This is a genomic window from Nonomuraea sp. NPDC002799 (assembly GCF_053592075.1).
Map to the genome: position 1 here is coordinate 1 of NZ_JBSFVA010000023.1, position 17,721 is coordinate 17,721.

The window sequence follows — 17,721 nt, forward strand, 5'->3', positions numbered from 1 at the left end:
GCTTTTTGGTGCAACCCCCCCACGCTCTGGCCGGGTGGCCCAGGGGGCGGGGGGGGCGGGGGGGGGCATCGCCGGCGCCCCCCCCCCCGCCGGGGGGGGGGGCGCCGGCTTCCCCCCCACCCCCGCCCCCCCCGGCGGGGCCCCCCGCCGCGACCCAGGCAGGGATCGCGGCGGGCGGCGGTAGGGCCCGGCGCTCCCGCCGCGCGGGCCGTACCGCCGCACCAACACCTCCGGAAGGCCGCCGATGAGTGACGCCTGGGAGAAGGCCCGCGAGAAGGCCCGAGAGGAAGTCGAGGCCGAACTCCGCGAGAGCTGGCGCGCCTACCTCCGCCAGCACTGGACCCGCGCGCGCCGCATCCTCTGCCCCTTCACGATGACCCCGTCCGAGCTGGCCGTCTACTACGACGACCCGGTCAACGCGGAGGCCATGTGCCGCGTGCTGATGACCGCGCACCCGGGCTGGGCCGTCCAGCGGCTGAGCCCGCATCGCACGTTCCGTTCCGTGCCGGTGTGGGTCGCCCGCCGCGAGTCGTGGCCGGCCGATCAGGAGTCGCTGATGAACGAGAACGCCGGGCTGCTCAACCTCGCCATGACCATGGTGGACAAGGTGATGATGTGACCGCCGTGCGCCTGCGGGTGCCGTACGTCACCGCCTACGACGAAGCGCGGATCGCGCGGATGCGGCTGGCGGGCGAGCATGGATAGCGACCCCCCGGACCCGTCGGACACGGTCACGCCGGACGACATCAGGCGCGGACACCAAGAGGCGATCGACGCTGGCGGGAACCGTGCCGTCCTCGACCACAAGCTGAAAGAGGCGATCACAGAGGCGGGCGGAACCATCGAGGACCTGGCGCGGCTGTGGACGCGGCGCAACCGCTTCGAGCGGCTGCAGGCCGCGTACCACGCCGAGCTCCACCGCCGTCGAGGCGTCTGGCGCGACCGGCCAACCTGAGCCGGGGCGCGGCGGCGGCCGAACCTTGCCCAGGACTCACCACCGCCGCGCCCCACAAGCGCCGCCCTCGGAGGAGGCTCCGCGCCGTCAGGCCGTCCCCTGGGTGCCGCAGCGGAGGCAAGTCCCTTCTCCGAGAGCGGCGACCTATCACGCTCGATCTGGAGGAACCATGCCCGACTCCGCGTCCGCCTCCCGCTGCGAGGTGACCTGGTGCCGCGCTCAGCATCGGCCGGGCGACAAGCCTGATCACGTCGCCCCGCTCGGCATCTGGCGGCACGGCACGATCGCCATAGAAGTCGCCGTCGGGCAGGCCGATCCACACCCGCCGGTCGTCCGCATCGGATGGCTGCACGACGGCGCCACCGCCTGGCGGCAACGAGACTTGCAGCCCGAGCTGGCGGACGACCTGGCCGACGTCCTCGACGCGCTCGACGGCCGGATCAGCGAGTTGGTCGCCCAACTCCGCAAAGCCGCCGGAAGGCTCGGCTCGCGCTGAGCAGGCGGGCGCCGGCCGCACTCTTCCCCGGCGCCCCGCCGTGGTGTGCAACAGGACAGGGGTGACCACGCGAACGCCCCGCCGACCAGATGATCGGCGGGGCGAGATTGTCCCGGGCGGGACAATCGGTCAGCGCCTGCGACGGCGCTCGCGCTCGGCGGCGAGGTCGATCACGTCGGCCGGGCGGGCCTCGATCGAGAACACGCGGGCCGCGGCCACCGTGGTCGCGTTCTTCAGCTCCTCCAGGCCATCGGCGTCCAGTCGCCGCCCGCCGCCCAGGATGTCGCTCGCCGCAGTGACCATCCGGCGCACGGCCTGAGCCAGGCGCGCGGCCTCGGCGGGCTGGAGCATGACGGGCGCACCCACCTCGACGGCCTCGGCGCTCATCGCTCACCTCCAGCCGCGCGCCGGTCGGGCAGGCCCGCGCGGTCGAGCCGCGCCTTGCGCCACTCCCGCAGGGACACCACGCCGAGCCGGGCCCGCGCCTCGGCGAGCAGCGCCCGGCCCTTCACCGCGCGCTCGTAGACGCTCTCGCGCTTGATGCCGAGGATCTTCGCCAGCTCGCCGAACGAGTAGCCCGCGTTCCCGGGCCGCTCCTGGGCGGTCGCGATCGCGGTGTTCATCGCGTCGCGCAGGTGCTCGCGCAGCGGCTCGACGTGCACGAGCCCCGCCGGGTCGTCGGCCAGCCGGACGCCGAGCGCGTCCACCAGGCGGTGCATCATGGCGACGTACTCTTCCGTCTCCACAACGTGCGGAGAGCGCTTGCGGCGGGGGGAGGTAGCCATGATGCCGATCACCGCCCGTCCGCGTCGTCACCGTTAGGCACGGCCTCACGGTTAGGGGTGTGAGGCGGAACCTCACGCTCGATCGTCGATCCCGAGGTGGCCGGGGTGATGGACCGGCTCATGAGCAGCACGGCCGCAGCGTCCACCAGGGCCACGGCCAGCTCACGGCGGCCGTGGTCGTCGAGCTTCAGGAGTACGTGCCCGAGCGAGGCGGCCAGCTCAGGAACCAGCAGGATCAGCTCCGTCTCCTCCACGGTGTGCGCGAAGACGTTCACCGTCTCCGCGCCGACGTGGCCGGGCTGGACGTGCTGGGTCACCTGGACCTCGACAGCGAAGCCCTCGGGGCCAAGCTCGGCGATGTCACGGGCGTGGATGAGGTCGTCGGGCCGGTGGTGGCGCGCGGTGCACCACGGGGGACAGATGGGGGATGATGTGGCCACGGTGTGGACCTCCAACCAGGTCTGTGCCGAGGGTCCGTTCGGTGGTTGCACACCGGGCGGACCCGCAATCGAACTCTTGAATCGAACCTTTGTTGCGATTGATACGCTACGCCGAGCGGCGGACAATCGCAACAGTGATTCGATAGTCTGTGCCGTATGGCGAAAAAGGACTCCCTCGACAAGCTCGACGAGAGCACCCGTCGATACCGCGAGACGGAGAAGGCGCACGAGGCGTCCCGCAAGGAAGTCACTGACGACGTCGTGACGGCTCTGCGTGACGGCAAGCGGCCGACCGACGTTGCTGCGCGTTCGCCATTCACCGATGCGTACGTTCGGCGGATCGCGCGCGAGAACGGAGTCGAGCCGGCGCCTCGTGGCGGAAGTCGCAAGAAGAAGTAGGGGCGCGGACGCGTGGGAGTACTGCTGTCCAATCCGCCATAGCGCTTTAGACCCGCTCGTGGACGTGCTCGGGCACTGCACGGGGCGGGTGGTGCAGGCCGGGGGGAAGCGGGGGGTCAAGAGGCCGGAGTCGGAGTTCGAGGCGGAGCTGGTGTTCGAGGCCTGCCGGCGGTTCGGGGTGGCGGTCGAGATCAACTCCAGGCCCGACCGGCTCGATCCGCCCAAGCGGCTGATGCGGCTGGCGTACGAGATGGGCTGCGTGTTCTCGATCGACTCCGACGCGCACGCGCCCGGGCAGCTCGACTGGCAGCGTCACGGGTGCGAGCGGGCCGCCCGGTGCGGCGTCGAGGCGGAGCGCGTCGTCAACACCTGGCCGCTCGACCGGCTGCTCGACTGGACCCGCGCCTGAGGCGGATCAGCTCCGCGAACAGGCCGGGATCTCGCCCGAGGCGGATCAGCCGGTGAACAGGCCCAGGATCTCGGCCGCCGCCCCGGCCACCGGCAGCACGGTCGCCGCCCGCTGCCCGACGCGCTCCAAGGCCGCCCTGATCCGGCTCTGGTCGGGGTCGGGCTCCCGCAGCTCGGCCTGCACCTCCAGGGCGTCACGCCGGACCTTGGCGGCCGTGGCCGGATCGAACGCGCCCAGATGCTCCGCCACCAGGCGCACGAGCGCGTCCGCCGCCTCCTGGGCCCGGTGCGGCGGCCCGCTGGACTGGGTGACCGGCCCGGCGTTGCCGATCGCCACCTGATCGCCGAACGTGCTGCCCTCGATGCGGATCTCAGGTTGCTGCCGCCGTTCCATGGGGGCCTCCGGCCGGGTTGGGGGATGGGGGGCCGTTCTGCCGCACCGGGCCGAGGTTGCCGATGGCGGTCCCGTTGCCGAACTGGCTGTTGGTGATCGTGGTCATCATGACGGACGTCGCCTGCTGGCGGTATCTGGTCGTGTCGACGCCTTCCTCGTCCAGGAAGTCGATGACGGCCTCGGTCAGCCGCTGGCTGATCAGCTTGGTGTACTTGAACGCGTCCAGCCGCTGCGTGACCGACAGTGACCCCGAGGCGCCCAGCTCGCGCACGCTCCTGCGGGCCCCGTAGTCGTGCATGACCTTCAACCTGGGAGTCCGGAGGAGACGCCTGAGGTCGGCGGCGTCCCACAGCGCGGCCACCACGCGCGGCAGGGCGCCGGAGGCCAGCCGGGCGAAGGACGTGGGCGGGTTCGTCTTGAACCGCAGGGTGTAGGCCAGCGGCCCGCGCGGCAACTGGTCGATGACGTGGAACTCCCGCCTGATGGGCGGCAGCACGGTGGAGACGAACTCGGTGTAGAGCATCCGCCCTTCGACCGCCAGGTGGATGAACGCCGAGACCACCACCTCCTGGTCCTCGGCCGGCACGATCTGGCGGCCGCCGCCGTCGCTCACGCTGTCGCGCTCGCTGCCGATCACGACGAGCTGGTAGTGGCGGAGGCCGGCCTGGGGATGCCGGATGAGCGTCTCGACGGTCTCGGAGGAGGCCAGCGAGTACGGCAGCCACGACCGCCCGTCCACGAGCGACTGGGCCTGCCCCGCCCTGGGACGCGAGATGAGTCCTCGGGCGATCACATGGTCGTGCGTGGTCAGGCTGCGGATGCGCTCGGAGTCGTTCCTGACCTCGTCGCGCATGCTCTCCATGCGGCCCCGCACGAAGTGGTGCAGGCGCACCGGATCCACGCCGATGGAGCTGGGGAGCCGGTTGCCGTCCTGGAGGTCCAGCTCGGCGCTGATCGACCAGACCTGGGCGACGAGGCCGGCCCCGAGGAACGCGGGATCGTCGGTGAACATCACGAACGGGGAACGCGCGGCGGCGCGCATCCGGCCGGTCTCGTCACCCCCGTACGCACCGTTGCCGTCGGACCTGTCATCGCCCGCGTAGAGGGCGATGTTGCCGTGCTGGGCGGCGGCCAGATACCTGATCCGCCGGCGCGCCCACGGGCCGTACACCCGGGGCGGCCGGTGCCAGGCGCCGGCCCGCAGCCCGCCGGCGAGGGTGCGCACCACCAGGCCCCGGAACACGCCGAGGATCACGGCGGCGACCACCACGAAGCCGGCCGCGCCCGTGCCGACGGGCAACCCCCGCGTCACCGAGTTCAGCCACTCGAGCGCGCCGGGGCTCAGCGCCGTGCGCGCCGTGATGGCGGCCCAGACGAAGGCCACGAGCAGCAGCACGATCGTCAGCGGATACCACAGCGCCGACGGGCGCCGGTCCGGGCGGCTCGCGGCCTTGGCCCGGTAGTGGAGCACGGGCAGGAGGAGCGCCAGCAGCGCGGCCGTGGACGTCGGCTCCGCGGCCAGAGCGGCGATCAGCGCGAGGACGAGCAGGACGTCGCGGGCCAGCGTCAGCCGGCGGCCCCGCAGGCAGTGGCGCAGGACGGGCTCGACGTCCAGGCCGTCGTGGGAGTGCGCCACCGCGCGATGGGGGTCGCCGAGCAGCTCGTGGCGGACCTTCTCCCGGAACGGCACGTCGAGGTAGGCGGCGGCGCAGAGGTAACGGGTCACCGCCCTGAGCGCGGGCCCCGCGCCGGTCACGTCCGGCGCATGGGTGAAGTGCGGCTGTCTCAGCATGCCAACCCCCGCAAAGCAGAAGAATCGGATGATAGCCCGCGTTGTGCTGCCTCCGAGGACTGTACGGGAGCACACTGCCGGGACGTGAGACCCTTGTGGCGATGCGGTGAGGCACAGGTTGCCAGACTGCCTGAGCACGCCGTGATTGTCGGTCGCGCGGCGTAGCGTCTTGGTTGTGAACCGTACCGACCGGCTCTACGCGCTCGTCGAGGACCTGCGCGCCATCGCCCCCCGCCGCCGCTCCGCCCGCGAGCTCGCCAGGCGGTTCGAGGTCAGTGTGCGCACGATCGAGCGCGACATCACCGCGTTGCAGGAGTCGGGGGTGCCGATCTACGCGGAGGCCGGGCGCAAGGGCGGTTACGCGATCGACAAGAAGATGTCCCTGCCGCCGCTCAACTTCAGCCCCGCCGAGGCCGTGGCCATCGCGGTGGCGCTGAGCCGGGCGGGCGACCAGCCGTTCGGCAGGCAGGCCCGCAGCGCCCTGCGCAAGGTGGTGGCCGCGATGCCGGGCACCGAGGGCGAGCTGGCCAGGGAGCTGGCCCGGCGGGTGCGGCTGGTGTCCCCGCGGGCCGAGCCGGGCGCCGGGATCCAGCCGCTCGGCGGGGAGGGCATCTCGCGGGCCATCGAGGAGGCGCTGCTGCGCCGCCGCGTGCTCCGGCTCGACTACGCCGACGCCAAGGGCGCGCTGACCTCCCGCGACGTGGAGCCGGGGGTGTTCCTGGGCGGGCGCGGCGGTTTCTGGTATCTCGTGGCGTGGTGCCGATTACGCGATGACGTGCGGGTCTTCCGCCTCGACCGGATCGCCGCCGCCACCGTCACCGCCGAGCGCTGTCCCGACCGGCCGCTCGAAGGCTTCACCACCGACGTGCCCGAGATGCTCGTACACGGCACGCTACTCGATCAATAATTCGAAAACACCGACATAGGGTTGTCGCCAAAGCGGTAGATCGTTGTCTTGTTCGACAAGCGGCGACCCTCCGCCGCGCCCGGGAGAGCACCTTCCCCGCCGACCCGGGCACGCCTGGCGAATCGGGTGGTTCACCCGTCGCCCTGGGCACGCCGCCGATCGCCGAGCGGCGGCGCGTCCAGGGCCTGTCGCGGCCCGCTCAGAAGGCGGCCGCGGCCAGCCAGCGATCGAGGAGGGCGCGCTCGCCGTACACGGTGAGCGCGTCGGGAGAGCGGCGGCCGTAGAGCAGGAGCAGCAGGTCGCTCACCGGCCCTTGGACGGCGGCGTCGCCCTTGGCGTGGCCGCGCGCCCAGCTGATCTTCCCGGCGGGTCCCTGCGTGATGGTCCACTCGCCGTCGGCGTCGTTCGCGTGGAGGTGGATCGTGGCCCCCTCCGCGCCGAGCTCGGCCAGCGGCCGGGTGACCCAGCGGGCGTGCGGCAGGTTGTGGAGAAACTCCTCGATCCCGTCGATGGCCGTCGCCGCCGGGACGACCGGGTCGACGCCGAGCGCGAGCTCCGCGTCGGCCCGGTGGATCACCAGCTCGAAGAGCATCCGGCGCGGCCACCAGGACGCCCGCAGGTCCGGTCCCCAGGTCCACACCGGCATCGAGGGATCGGTGACGCGCAGCGTCTCGATCAGCTCCGCGGCTCCGGCCCTCAGCCAGGCCGCGTCGCCGCCGCGGCCCTCGGCCAGCCCGTCGGGCACCTCACGCGACCAGGTGCGCTCCTGGACCCGGCCGCGCAGCATGTGCACCGCCCAGCGGTGGGTCTGGCCGACGTGCGTGACCAGCTCGGCGAGCGTCCATCCCGGGCACGTGGGCACGGGGACGGACAGGTCGCCCGCCAGGGAGGCCAGGCGGGCGGTCTCTGTCTCGATCTGCGACTCGTACTCCTTCACCCGCCCCAGCCTAGGCGGCCGGGCACTTGGCGCCCTTGTCCGGCAGCTTGCCGTCGATCAGGAAGGAGTCCACCAGCCCCTGCACGCACTTGCTGCCCGACAGGTACGCCCCGTGCCCCTCGCCCTCGTAGGTGACGAGCGTGGCGGTCCTGAGCTGGGCCGTCAGCTTGGGCGCCCACTCGTACGGCGTGGCGGGGTCGCCCCTGCCGCCCACCACCACGATCGGCGCCGACCCGGTGGCGTTCACCTTGCGGGCCCCGTTGCTGCCCTTGGCCGGCCAGACCCGGCACAACCCGCCCGAGCCCTCGCTGCCGAACAGCGGCGAGATCCTCATCGCCGCCGCCTCGGTGCGCCGCAGCTCGGCCACGCCGGGGCGCTCGGCGGTGTCCACGCAGGTGATGGCGGGGAAGCTGGTCATCTGCGTGGAGTAGCTGCCGTCCGGGGCGCGCCCGGTGTAGGAGTCGGCGAGGTACATCAGCGCGTCGCCCTTGCCCTTGAGCGTGTCGGCGAGCGCCTGCTCCAGGAACGGCCAGGTCAGCTCGGAGTAGAGGGCGGCGGCCACGCCGGTGGAGGCCAGGCCCTGGGTGAGCTCGCGGTCGCCGACCTTCAGGGGCTTGGCGGTGAGCTGGTTCATCAGGTTCTCGACGTTGGTGTTGGCGGTGGCCTGGTCCTTGCCGATGGCGCACGAGCCCTTGACGCACGAGCGCAGGAAGCTCTCGTACGCCTTCTGGAAGCCGCGCGTCTGCGCCAGCGTCCGCTGCTCGAAGGTGACCGTGGGATCGAGCGGCGCGTCGAGCACCATGCGGCCCACGTTCTTCGGGAACTCGGTGGCGTAGACGCCGCCGAGCTGGGTGCCGTACGACATGCCGACGTAGTTGAGCTTGGCGTCGCCCACGGCGGCGCGGATGCGGTCCATGTCGCGGGCGGCGTTCACGGTGCCGACGTGGGGCAGGATCTTGCCGGAGTGCTGCTGGCACAGGGCGGCGAACTCCTTGTTGGCCGCCGTGCTCCGCTGGTGCGTCTCGTCGCTGGGCGGCAGCGTGTCGAGCGCGGTGAACCGGTCCATCTCGGCGCCGCTGCCGCAGCGCACCCCCGAGCTGCGCTCCACGCCGCGCGGATCGAAGCTGACCAGGTCGTAGCGGGCCCGCAGCGTGGTCAGCGCCTTGGCGGCCTGGTCGAGCGTGTCGACGCCGGAGGCTCCCGGGCCGCCGAAGTTGAACACCATCGACCCGAGTTTGTCCTTGCCCGTGGCCGGCAGCTTGATCAGCGCCAGCTCCAGCTTCTCGCCGTCGGGTTTGGCGTAGTCCAGGGGGACCGCGAGCTTCCCGCACCGCACCGAGGCGTCCTGGCGGGCCGGTGGCTCGCCGTCGGGGCGCTTGATGTCGGTGCACGCGCCCCAGGCGATCTTCTGCGGGTCGGCGGTGGACTGCGTGGCCGGCTCGGCCGGTGCGGTGGAGCAGCCGGCGGCCGTCAGGAGCAGGGCGGCGGCAAGGACGCGTCGCATCAAAAAAGTTCCCCTCGTCTCTCAGGGGGAGGTAGTGCCCACAATACGTGACCGACTACCTCATCCCTGTGAGGCGGCACGCACCCCTCCGGACGTGCCGCCTCACAAGGCGAACGGCGCGGGTGGCCGCATATGACGGCGCTCCCGCGAAGAAGATTCGCGGGAGCGCCGTCACCGGATCACTCAGACGCCCATCGACTGGGTGTCGTTGCTCTCCGCGCCACCCGCCTCGGTGACGCCGTTCTTGAGGTGGTAGCGGGCGATGGCCTCGCGCAGCACCTCGCCGTCGAGCTCACCCCGCTTGACCAGGCTGGTCAGCACGGCCAGCGTGATCGAGGCGGCGTCCACGTGGAAGTGGCGGCGCAGCGCCGAGCGGGTGTCGGACAGGCCGAACCCGTCGGTGCCCAGCGAGGACCAGTCACCCGGCACCCACTGCGAGATCTGGTCCTGGACGGCCTTCATGTAGTCGCTGACGCCCACGAACGGCCCCTGCGCCTGCGAGAGCGCCTGGGTCACGTAGGGGACGCGCGGCTCGGCGTCGGGGTTGAGCAGGTTGTGCTCCTCCGCCGCCAGGGCGTCGCGGCGCAGCTCGGTCCACGACGTGGCCGACCACACGTCGGCCGACACGCCCCAGTCCTCGGCCAGCAACCGCTGCGCCTCCACGGCCCACGGGCCCGCCACGCCGGAGGACAGGATGTTGGCCTTCGGACCCTGCGTCTGCGGTCCGTCGGCGAACTTGTACAGGCCCTTGAGCAGGCCCTGCACGTCGAGCTCGGCCGGCTGGGCGGGCTGCAGGTAGGGCTCGTTGTAGACGGTCAGGTAGTAGAAGACGTCCTCCGGCTTGTCGCCGTACATCCTCCGCAGGCCGTCCTTGACGATGTGGGCCACCTCGAACGCCCAGGACGGGTCGTAGGAGACCGCGCCCGGGTTGGTGGAGGCGATGAGCGGCGAGTGGCCGTCCTCGTGCTGCAGGCCCTCGCCGTTGAGCGTGGTGCGGCCCGCGGTGGCGCCGATCAGGAAGCCGCGGGTCATCTGGTCGGCCATCTGCCACATCTGGTCGCCGGTCCGCTGCCACCCGAACATCGAGTAGAAGATGTAGACCGGGATCATGTGCTCGCCGTGCGTGGCATAGGCGCTGCCGGCCGCGATGGCCGAGGCCATCGAACCCGACTCGCTGATGCCCTCGTGCAGGATCTGCCCCTGCACGGACTCCTTGTACGACAGCAGCAGCTCCCTGTCGACGGCCTCGTAGGTCTGGCCGTGCGGAGAGTAGATCTTCGCCGTCGGGAACATGGCGTCGAGACCGAACGTGCGGGCCTCGTCAGGGATGATCGGCACGAACCGGTGGCCGATCTCCTTGTCGCGCATGAGGTCCTTCAGCAGGCGGACGAAGGCCATGGTGGTGGCGACCTGCTGCTTGCCCGAGCCCTTGGCGAACCCGCCGTAGACCTCGTCGCGGGGCAGCGTGACCGGCTTGGCGCGCAAGACCCGCTTGGGCAGCACGCCGCCGAGCGCGGCGCGGCGCTCCATCATGTACTCGATCTCGGGGTCGTGCTCGCCCGGATGGAAGTAGGGGGGCAGCTCGCCCTCGAGCGCCGAGTCCGGGATCGGCAGGTAGAGCCGGTCGCGGAACTCCTTGAGCTCGGTCTTGGTCAGCTTCTTCATCTGGTGCGTGGCGTTGCGCGCCTCGAAGTCCTTGCCCAGCGTCCAGCCCTTGATGGTCTGGGCGAGGATCACGGTCGGCTGGCCGACGTGCTCGCGGGCCGCCTTGAAGGCCGCGTAGACCTTGCGGTAGTCGTGGCCGCCGCGCGACAACTTGCGGATGTCGTCGTCGTTGAGGTGCTCGGCCATCTTGCGCAGGCGCGGGTCGCCGCCGAAGAAGTTGTCGCGGATGTAGCCGCCCGACTCGACCGAGTAGGTCTGGAACTGGCCGTCGGGGGTGGTGTTCATCTGGTTGACCAGGACACCGTCGACGTCGGCCGCCAGCAGCGGGTCCCAGTCGCGGCCCCAGACGACCTTGATCACGTTCCAGCCGGCGCCGCGGAAGTAGGACTCCAGCTCCTGGATGATCTTGCCGTTGCCGCGTACCGGGCCGTCGAGCCGCTGCAGGTTGCAGTTGATGACGAACGTGAGGTTGTCGAGCTCCTCGCGGGCGGCCAGGCCGATGGCGCCGAGCGACTCGGGCTCGTCCATCTCGCCGTCGCCCAGGAACGCCCACACGTGGCTGCGGCTGGTGTCCTTGATCTGGCGGTTGAGCAGGTAGCGGTTGAACCGCGCCTGGTAGATCGCGCCGATCGGCCCCAGGCCCATGGAGACCGTGGGGAACTCCCAGAAGTCCGGCATGAGCCGCGGGTGCGGGTAGGAGGGCAGGCCGTGAAAGCCGTGCGACAGCTCCTGGCGGAACGCGTCGAGCTGGGCCTCGTTGAGCCGGCCCTCAAGGAAGGCGCGGGCGTAGATGCCCGGCGCGGCGTGGCCCTGGAAGTAGACCTGGTCGCCCGACTCGCCGTGGTCCTTGCCGCGGAAGAAGTGGTTGAAGCCCACCTCGTAGAGCGAGGCGGCCGAGGCGTAGGTGGCGATGTGGCCGCCCACGTTGGTGCGGGCGTTGGCCCTGGACACCATGACGGCCGCGTTCCAGCGGATGTAGGCGCGAATGCGGCGCTCGACGTGCTCGTCGCCCGGGAACCAGGGCTCGCGCTCCGGCGGGATCGTGTTGATGTAGTCGGTGCTGCGCAGGCCCGGCACGCCGACCTGGTGCTCGCGCGCCCGCTCCAGCATGCGGAGCATGAGGTAGCGGGCTCTGGTGCGGCCCTCGGTCTTGACGACGTTGTCGAGAGACTCGAGCCACTCATTGGTCTCGCTGGGATCGACATCAGGCAGTTGGCTGGGTAGGCCGTCGCTGATGATCGAGAATCGCTGGCGTCCGGAAGCCACTGGGTCTCGCCTTCCGAGATGGACTGATGTCTGGTCTGGGTTCGCCTTCCATCCTGGTCGCTAGCCGTAGAAAACGCATCTCTACTCGCTGGTAACCAGTGTGTCCCTGCTGGCAGGGCCGTCATCGATGGCCTAGACCACCGATGGTAGGACGAATCGCCACCAAAGGTTACATCCCGGAAGCAATTTAACAAGACCGGAAAACCTACGAAATTTCGCTCGCGTCGTGATTGCGGCGAGGTGGCGCCGCACATGCAGCCTCCCCCGAAGGTGGGAGATCTCACCCCATACGGCGTGACGCGCCGCGCGAGTCTAGCCGCCGCCCTCCGAGTACGGCTCCGCGGGGCCCCTCCCGGCACGCCCTCTGCGCGCCCGCTGCGCCCAGGACCAGGGCGTCATCAGGGCCGGGCGTCAGCCCAGGGCCTCGTCCAGGGGGACCAGGCCCTGCTGGAGGGCGAAGATGGCGGCCTGCGTGCGGTCGGCCACGCCCAGCTTGGCCAGGACGCTGGACACGTGCGTCTTGACCGTCTCCCGGCCCATGCGCAGATCCCTGGCGATCTCCGCGTTCGACCGCCCTCTCGCCACCGCCGCCAGCACCTGGCGTTCCCTGGGGGTCAGCAGGTCGAGGGGCCGCGGACGCTCCCCCCGTACCTGCCTGACCAGCAGTGCGGCGATCCCCGGCTCCAGCACGCTGCCGCCGCGGGCGGCGGCGCGCACCGCCGCCACCACCTGGTCGACCGCCGTCATCTTGGACAGGTAGGACAGCGCGCCCAGCCGGACCGCCTCCACGACCCTGTCCTCCTCCTGGAAGGAGGTCAGCACGATCACCGCCGGCCGCCCGGCCTCCGCGCGCAGCCGTTCCAGCACCGCGAGCCCGTCCATGACCGGCATGACCAGGTCGAGCAGGACCACGTCGGGGCGCAGCGCCTGGACGGCCCGCAGCGCCGCGGCCCCGTCGGCGCTCTCGCCGGCCACCTCGATGCCCTCCTCCTGCTCCAGCACGAACCGCAACCCCTGCCGCACCACCTCGTGGTCGTCGACGATGAGAACCCGGATCGTCATGGCAGGCTCGCTCTCACCGTGGTGCCGCTCCCGTCGCTGTGGATCTCCCACTGGCCGCCGAGCTCCGCCACCCGCTCGCGCATCAGGGTCAGGCCCATGCCGTGCCTGGTGGCCACGCCGGCCGGGTCGAATCCCGGGCCGTCGTCCGAGATCTCCACGGTGGCGAGGCCGTCGGCGCGGCTCAGCCGTACCTCGATCCTGGTGGGATCCGCGTGCTTGATCGCGTTGCCGAGCGCCTCCTGCACCAGGCGGAGCACCGCGTGCTCGGCCGGGGGCGACAGCGCGACCTCCGACAGCTCGGCCTCCACCCGGACGCCGAGACGCGTCTGGTAGGCGTGGCAGAGCTCCTCCAGCGCGGGCAGCAGGCCCGCGTCCTCCAGCGCGACCGGCCGCAACTCCAGCAGCAGCGCCTGCATCTCGCGCATCGCGCGGGCGGCCGTGCGCTCCATCGACTCGGCCTGCGTGCGCAGGTGGCCGGGCGCCGCCCGGCGCATGCCGGCGGCCAGCAGGCTCAGCGAGAACAGGTCCTGGGAGATCGAGTCGTGCAGCTCCCTGGCGATCCTGACGCGCTCGGCCTGGCGGGCCTCGGTCCGCGCGGTCAGCCTGGCCGCCTCCACGGCCGCGCCCAGCCGGTCGGTCATGACGTTGAACGAGTGCTCCAGCGTGCCCACCTCGTCGCGGCCCGCGACCGTGACCCGGGGGCGGAAGTCGCCGGCGGCCACGGCCGTCGTCACGCCCGCGAGCGTACGGACCCTTTGGGTCAGGCGGCGGGTGCTGAGCAGGCCGAAGATCAGCCCGACGGGGATCACCAGAGTCAGGACCAGCAGCCCGGGAGCGAGCAGCGGATCGAGCGACCGTGCCGTGGGCGCGCTCATCATGGCCTCCGCCGGAGCCTGCACGTAGACGTGGGCGATGACCTTCAGATTCTGGTCGCGTTCGAGCAGCACCGGGCTGAACTGCCAGAGCGCCGGCCCCACCCGGGTCATGATCCGGCCGCGGCCGAGGTCGTGGCCCGGGAGTGAGACGTCCAGCGTGTCGCCCACGGCGTAGATCTCCTGGGCGGAGCTGGCCACGATCACGCCGTCCGTGCCGACGAGCATCTCCAGCATGGCGAAGCCGGGCTCGGGCGGCCTGCTCCCGCTCAGGAGCGTCGGCTTCTTGGGCGCCGCCGCCGTCAGCAACTCGCGGGGGGTCAGGGCGGGGTTCGCGGCCGCCAGCCTGCTGACCTCCAGGCTGAGCACCTTGGTGTCCTTGCTCGCCTGCTCCTGCAGCACGACGGCCAGGTCGGTGGCGTTGGCCAGGGGGACCAGATAGAGCAGGACCCCCACGGCCTCGACGAGCAGCACCGCCGTGGCGGTGACCAGCACGTACGACGCCGCCATCCGGCCGCGCAGCCCGAAACGCCACATCCGTGCAGCGTAACGTTTTGGTCATCTTTTTTCCTCCCCCTGTCGGGGGAGTAAAACTTGCGCTCTGCTCTTTTCGTACGCTTTTCGCCGTACGAAAGTGGGGGGCATGAATGGGACGGCAGGGGACCGCTCCTGACGTACGGGAATACCGATGGGGAAAGGGACTGGGGCGGCGTAATCATGGAGGTCCAGGGCTTGATCGGCGGCCCTCATCCCATGGCGCGGTGCGGCGATGGGCGCGCGGGGGCGGCGTTTCCCGTGCCAGGAAGCCGTCGTTGCGTCTCAGTAAGATTTACTCGTGAGATCTGAAATCATCTCTGTGGCCACTGGTTCACGGGAGGCGGTGCACGACATCACCGCCGAATGCGCCGACTTCGTACGGGCGCAGGGCGCGGACGGGTTGCTGCACGTCTTCGTGCCGCACGCGACGGCGGGGGTCGCCCTGCTCGAGCTCGGCTCGGGCAGCGACGACGACCTGCTCGCCGCGCTGCGCGACCTCCTGCCGGCCGACGACCGCTGGCGTCACGCCCACGGTTCGCGCGGTCACGGACGGTCACATGTGCTGCCCGCGCTGGTCCCGCCGTACGCCACCATCCCGGTGTTCGGCGGCCGGATGGCGCTGGGAACATGGCAGTCTGTCGCACTCGTGGATCTGAACGTCGACAACACGCAACGCCAGGTTCGCCTGTCGTTTTTGTCTGATTGATTCTGGCCGACTACGGCCGTACCCGTGGCGACCGTTGACGACTGAGGGTCACAGCGTGTGGACTGTGCCGAAGCGATAAACCGCATAAGCGGGGCCACTCAAGCAGGAGGGATAAACGTGAGCGCGACCGCGGGTCAGGCGCAGGGCGAGCGCGGCCTGGCCGAACGACTCGGCCTCAAGCCGGGTCAGGTGGTGCAGGAGATCGGTTGGGACGAGGACGTCGACGACGAGCTTCGCGACTCCATCGAAGACCTGACCGGTAACGAGCTGCTGGACGAGGAGAGCGACGACGTCGTCGACGTGGTGCTGCTGTGGTGGCGCGACGAGGACGGGGATCTGTTCGACGCTCTGACCAACGCCATGCGAGCACTCGCCGAAGGCGGCCAGATTTGGCTGCTCACTCCCAAGGCCGGGCGCGATGGCCACGTGGAGCCGAGCGACATCGGGGAGGATTCCACGACGGCGGGCCTCTCACAGACCAGCAGCATCTCGGCGGCACCCGACTGGTCCGGTACCAGGCTCGTCGCGCCCAAGGGCCGACGGTAGGGAGTCCGAGCGCCTGCCATGCGGCAGGATGATGGCTGTGGACTTTCATCCTGCCGAGGTCGGCGCCCTGGCTCCGGATTTCGAGCTGCAGGACCAGCACGGCGCCCCGGTGAGCTTGGCTCAGTTCCGGGGCTCGAAGGTCGTGCTGGTCTTCTACCCGCTTGCCTTCAGCGGGATCTGTCACGGTGAGCTGTCCGCCCTGCGCGATCATCCGCTCGACGGCGCGCAGGTGCTGACCGTCTCCGTGGACTCGCTTTTCACCCATCGTGCCTGGGCGGATATCGAGGGTTACGCGTTCCCGCTGCTCTCTGATTTCTGGCCACACGGACAGGTCGCGCGGGCGTACGGTGTCTTCGATGAGGCGAAGGGGCTCGCTGCGCGGGGGACCTTCATCATCGACGGCGAGGGCGTGATCCGGTGGTCGGTGGTCAATCCCATCTCCTCCGCACGTGACGTCGCCGACTACCAGAAGGCACTCGCCGACATTTCTTGACCTCGGAGGGAACGATGCCCTGCTACCGCTGCGGGGCCCGGCAGACCGACCCGGTGCGCGGCGCCAGCCCGTGGCAGCGCGGGGTGCGCAACGAGTCGCAGGTGTTGATCTGCCCGGACTGTCAACGGCTGCACGACCTCGACCTGGACTCCTGTGCCACCTGTGGGTCCACCGCATTGATCTGCCGGCTCGGCGAGGTGGAGTGCCGCGACTGCGGTGCCGTGCGGATGGCGCGTTCCGACGCGCCGCTCGCGGAGACGGTGGCGCCGCCGCCCGGACTCTCCGCCGAGGTGGAGGCGGCACTCAACCGGGTGCTCGGACGGGCCTGAGTGCGTGCGGGCGACCGGGCGCTCGGATGGCGCTGAGTGCGTACGGGCGACCGGGCGCTTGGATGGCGCTGAGTGCGTACGGGTGCTCGGATGGTGCTGAGGGTGTGCGGGCGCTCGGATGGCGCTGAGTGCGTGCGGGCGCTCGGATGGCGCTGAGGGTGTGCGGCGATCGGGTGCTCGGACGGCGCTGAGGGTGTGCGAGGCCGCGCGAGTCTGCCACCCCTATTCGGACATTTGCTGAGCTGCGATATCGTCTCCTTTCGTGTCCGCTCTGAGTTCGTTCGTCGTCGCGCTCGACGTCGGAGGCACGTCCATGAAGGGCGGCCTGGTCAGCGAGTCCGGCGCGGTGCTGCTCAGTGAGCGGCGCCCCACCCCGCGGGCGGAGGGCCCTGAGGCGGTCGTGGCCGCCATCTCCGGCTTCATCGGCCACCTGGCCGCCTCCGGCGACGGGAACCCGGCAGGCGTGGGCCTGGCCGTCCCCGGGCTGGTCTCTGCGGACACCGCCATCTACGCGGCGAACCTCGGTTGGCGCGACGTCCCCGCCGGCGACTTCACCACCCTGGACATCCCGGTGCTTCTGGGTCACGACGTGCGCACCGGCGGACTGGCCGAAAGCATCCTCGGCGCGGGCCGGGGCCTTTCCGACTTCCTGTTCCTGCCCATCGGCACGGGCATCGCGGGCGCCTCGATCATCGGCGGCGAACCGTACGGCGGCTCCGCGGGCTGGGCCGGCGAGATCGGCCACACCCCGGTCTTCCCGGACGGCGAACAGTGCGCGTGCGGGCAGTTCGGCTGCCTGGAGACGTACGCCTCGGCCGCCTCGGTGGGGCGCCGCTACGGCCAGCGGGCGGGCCTGACGGGCGTCAAGGCCGAGCAGGTGGTCTCCTCCGACGACCCGATCGCCATCGAGGTGTGGGACGAGGCGGTGGAGGCGCTGTCGCTGGCGCTGGCCACGTACACGCTGCTGCTGGACCCCTCGGTCATCGTCCTTGGCGGCGGCCTCGCCGAAGCGGGCCCCGCCCTCTTCGACCCGGTACGCACCCGCCTCGTCAAGCGCCTCGCCTTCCGCGACGCCCCTCCGCTGATCCCGGCCGCGCTCGGGGTGGACGCGGGGATGCTGGGGGCGGCTCTGCTGGGCTGGCGGGCGGCGGGAAGACCGGAGCTGGGGCCGGGCTGGGTTGTGGATGTGCGGTCGGGACCCTTGGTGTCGTAAGGTGTAGTGCCGATC

General features: G+C 71.1%; 21 protein-coding genes. 11 read left to right on the forward strand and 10 right to left on the reverse strand.

The window, feature by feature from the left end; genetic code table 11:
• Positions 1-244 precede the first annotated feature (244 nt).
• From ACWD0F_RS33395 to ACWD0F_RS33405, 3 genes are all read left to right on the forward strand, one after another.
• Positions 245-619: a hypothetical protein gene (locus ACWD0F_RS33395; protein WP_449882723.1), complete on the forward strand. Its 375-nt coding sequence runs from the start codon at positions 245-247 to the stop codon at positions 617-619.
• 78 nt (positions 620-697) lie between these two features.
• Positions 698-955: a hypothetical protein gene (locus tag ACWD0F_RS33400; protein ID WP_449882724.1), complete on the forward strand. Its 258-nt coding sequence runs from the start codon at positions 698-700 to the stop codon at positions 953-955.
• Positions 956-1,124: 169 nt separating this feature from the next.
• A complete protein-coding gene (locus tag ACWD0F_RS33405) occupies positions 1,125-1,451 on the forward strand; it encodes a hypothetical protein (protein ID WP_449882727.1) in 327 nt (108 codons plus the stop codon).
• Positions 1,452-1,580: 129 nt separating this feature from the next.
• On the opposite strand, the gene ACWD0F_RS33410 is transcribed toward ACWD0F_RS33405, so the two are convergent.
• Genes ACWD0F_RS33410 through ACWD0F_RS33420 form a run of 3 tightly spaced genes read right to left on the reverse strand, consistent with a single transcriptional unit; the run spans position 1,581 to position 2,676 of the window.
• Positions 1,581-1,838 (reverse strand): hypothetical protein, encoded by a 258-nt coding sequence (locus tag ACWD0F_RS33410; protein ID WP_449882729.1) that lies wholly within the window; start codon positions 1,836-1,838, stop codon positions 1,581-1,583.
• Positions 1,835-2,236: a hypothetical protein gene (locus tag ACWD0F_RS33415; protein WP_449882731.1), complete on the reverse strand. Its 402-nt coding sequence runs from the start codon at positions 2,234-2,236 to the stop codon at positions 1,835-1,837. The genes ACWD0F_RS33410 and ACWD0F_RS33415 overlap by 4 nt, the downstream gene beginning before the upstream one ends.
• Before the next feature lie 8 nt (positions 2,237-2,244).
• Complete coding sequence (locus ACWD0F_RS33420; protein WP_449882733.1) at positions 2,245-2,676, reverse strand: hypothetical protein; 432 nt, start codon at positions 2,674-2,676, stop codon at positions 2,245-2,247.
• 156 nt (positions 2,677-2,832) lie between these two features.
• On the opposite strand from ACWD0F_RS33420, the gene ACWD0F_RS33425 reads away from it, so the two are divergent.
• Together ACWD0F_RS33425 and ACWD0F_RS33430 are read left to right on the forward strand one after the other, a co-directional pair.
• Positions 2,833-3,075, forward strand: a complete 243-nt coding sequence (locus ACWD0F_RS33425) for a hypothetical protein (protein WP_449882735.1) — start codon at positions 2,833-2,835, stop codon at positions 3,073-3,075.
• Between the two features lie 58 nt (positions 3,076-3,133).
• Positions 3,134-3,484, forward strand: a complete 351-nt coding sequence (locus ACWD0F_RS33430; protein WP_449882738.1) for a hypothetical protein — start codon at positions 3,134-3,136, stop codon at positions 3,482-3,484.
• Between the two features lie 45 nt (positions 3,485-3,529).
• Here the strand turns inward: ACWD0F_RS33430 and ACWD0F_RS33435 are convergent, their stop codons facing one another.
• Positions 3,530-3,877: a hypothetical protein gene (locus tag ACWD0F_RS33435; protein WP_449882740.1), complete on the reverse strand. Its 348-nt coding sequence runs from the start codon at positions 3,875-3,877 to the stop codon at positions 3,530-3,532.
• Positions 3,855-5,669: a hypothetical protein gene (locus ACWD0F_RS33440; protein ID WP_449882742.1), complete on the reverse strand. Its 1,815-nt coding sequence runs from the start codon at positions 5,667-5,669 to the stop codon at positions 3,855-3,857. The genes ACWD0F_RS33435 and ACWD0F_RS33440 overlap by 23 nt, the downstream gene beginning before the upstream one ends.
• Positions 5,670-5,844: 175 nt before the next feature.
• On the opposite strand from ACWD0F_RS33440, the gene ACWD0F_RS33445 reads away from it, so the two are divergent.
• Positions 5,845-6,576, forward strand: coding sequence for a helix-turn-helix transcriptional regulator (locus ACWD0F_RS33445; protein ID WP_449882744.1), 732 nt, complete (start codon positions 5,845-5,847; stop codon positions 6,574-6,576).
• A gap of 199 nt (positions 6,577-6,775) precedes the next feature.
• On the opposite strand, the gene ACWD0F_RS33450 is transcribed toward ACWD0F_RS33445, so the two are convergent.
• From ACWD0F_RS33450 to ACWD0F_RS33470, 5 genes are all read right to left on the reverse strand, one after another.
• Positions 6,776-7,513, reverse strand: coding sequence for a maleylpyruvate isomerase family mycothiol-dependent enzyme (locus tag ACWD0F_RS33450; protein WP_449882747.1), 738 nt, complete (start codon positions 7,511-7,513; stop codon positions 6,776-6,778).
• A 10-nt stretch (positions 7,514-7,523) separates the two neighbouring features.
• The gene (locus tag ACWD0F_RS33455) at positions 7,524-9,017 is read right to left on the reverse strand and encodes an alpha/beta hydrolase (RefSeq protein WP_449882749.1); all 1,494 of its coding nucleotides are present in this window, start codon (positions 9,015-9,017) and stop codon (positions 7,524-7,526) included.
• 183 nt (positions 9,018-9,200) lie between these two features.
• Positions 9,201-11,948 (reverse strand): pyruvate dehydrogenase (acetyl-transferring), homodimeric type, encoded by a 2,748-nt coding sequence (gene aceE / locus ACWD0F_RS33460; RefSeq protein WP_449882752.1) that lies wholly within the window; start codon positions 11,946-11,948, stop codon positions 9,201-9,203.
• Positions 11,949-12,359: 411 nt separating this feature from the next.
• A complete protein-coding gene (locus tag ACWD0F_RS33465; RefSeq protein ID WP_449882754.1) occupies positions 12,360-13,010 on the reverse strand; it encodes a response regulator in 651 nt (216 codons plus the stop codon).
• Positions 13,007-14,419 (reverse strand): ATP-binding protein, encoded by a 1,413-nt coding sequence (locus tag ACWD0F_RS33470; protein ID WP_449882757.1) that lies wholly within the window; start codon positions 14,417-14,419, stop codon positions 13,007-13,009. The genes ACWD0F_RS33465 and ACWD0F_RS33470 overlap by 4 nt, the downstream gene beginning before the upstream one ends.
• 298 nt (positions 14,420-14,717) lie before the next feature.
• Between ACWD0F_RS33470 and ACWD0F_RS33475 the strand changes: the two genes are divergently transcribed.
• The 5 genes from ACWD0F_RS33475 to ACWD0F_RS33495 all read left to right on the forward strand — a co-directional run bounded on the left by ACWD0F_RS33475 (position 14,718) and on the right by ACWD0F_RS33495 (position 17,706).
• Positions 14,718-15,125: a secondary thiamine-phosphate synthase enzyme YjbQ gene (locus ACWD0F_RS33475; protein WP_449882760.1), complete on the forward strand. Its 408-nt coding sequence runs from the start codon at positions 14,718-14,720 to the stop codon at positions 15,123-15,125.
• 117 nt (positions 15,126-15,242) lie between these two features.
• Entirely contained in the window at positions 15,243-15,671 is a 429-nt protein-coding gene (locus tag ACWD0F_RS33480) for a DUF3052 domain-containing protein (protein ID WP_449882763.1), read from the forward strand.
• 31 nt (positions 15,672-15,702) lie between these two features.
• Complete coding sequence (locus ACWD0F_RS33485) at positions 15,703-16,164, forward strand: peroxiredoxin (RefSeq protein ID WP_449883057.1); 462 nt, start codon at positions 15,703-15,705, stop codon at positions 16,162-16,164.
• A gap of 14 nt (positions 16,165-16,178) precedes the next feature.
• The gene (locus tag ACWD0F_RS33490) at positions 16,179-16,493 is read left to right on the forward strand and encodes a hypothetical protein (RefSeq protein WP_449882766.1); all 315 of its coding nucleotides are present in this window, start codon (positions 16,179-16,181) and stop codon (positions 16,491-16,493) included.
• 262 nt (positions 16,494-16,755) lie between these two features.
• On the forward strand, positions 16,756-17,706 hold the full coding sequence (locus ACWD0F_RS33495; RefSeq protein ID WP_449882768.1) for an ROK family protein: 951 nt from the start codon (positions 16,756-16,758) through the stop codon (positions 17,704-17,706).
• Positions 17,707-17,721 lie beyond the last annotated feature (15 nt).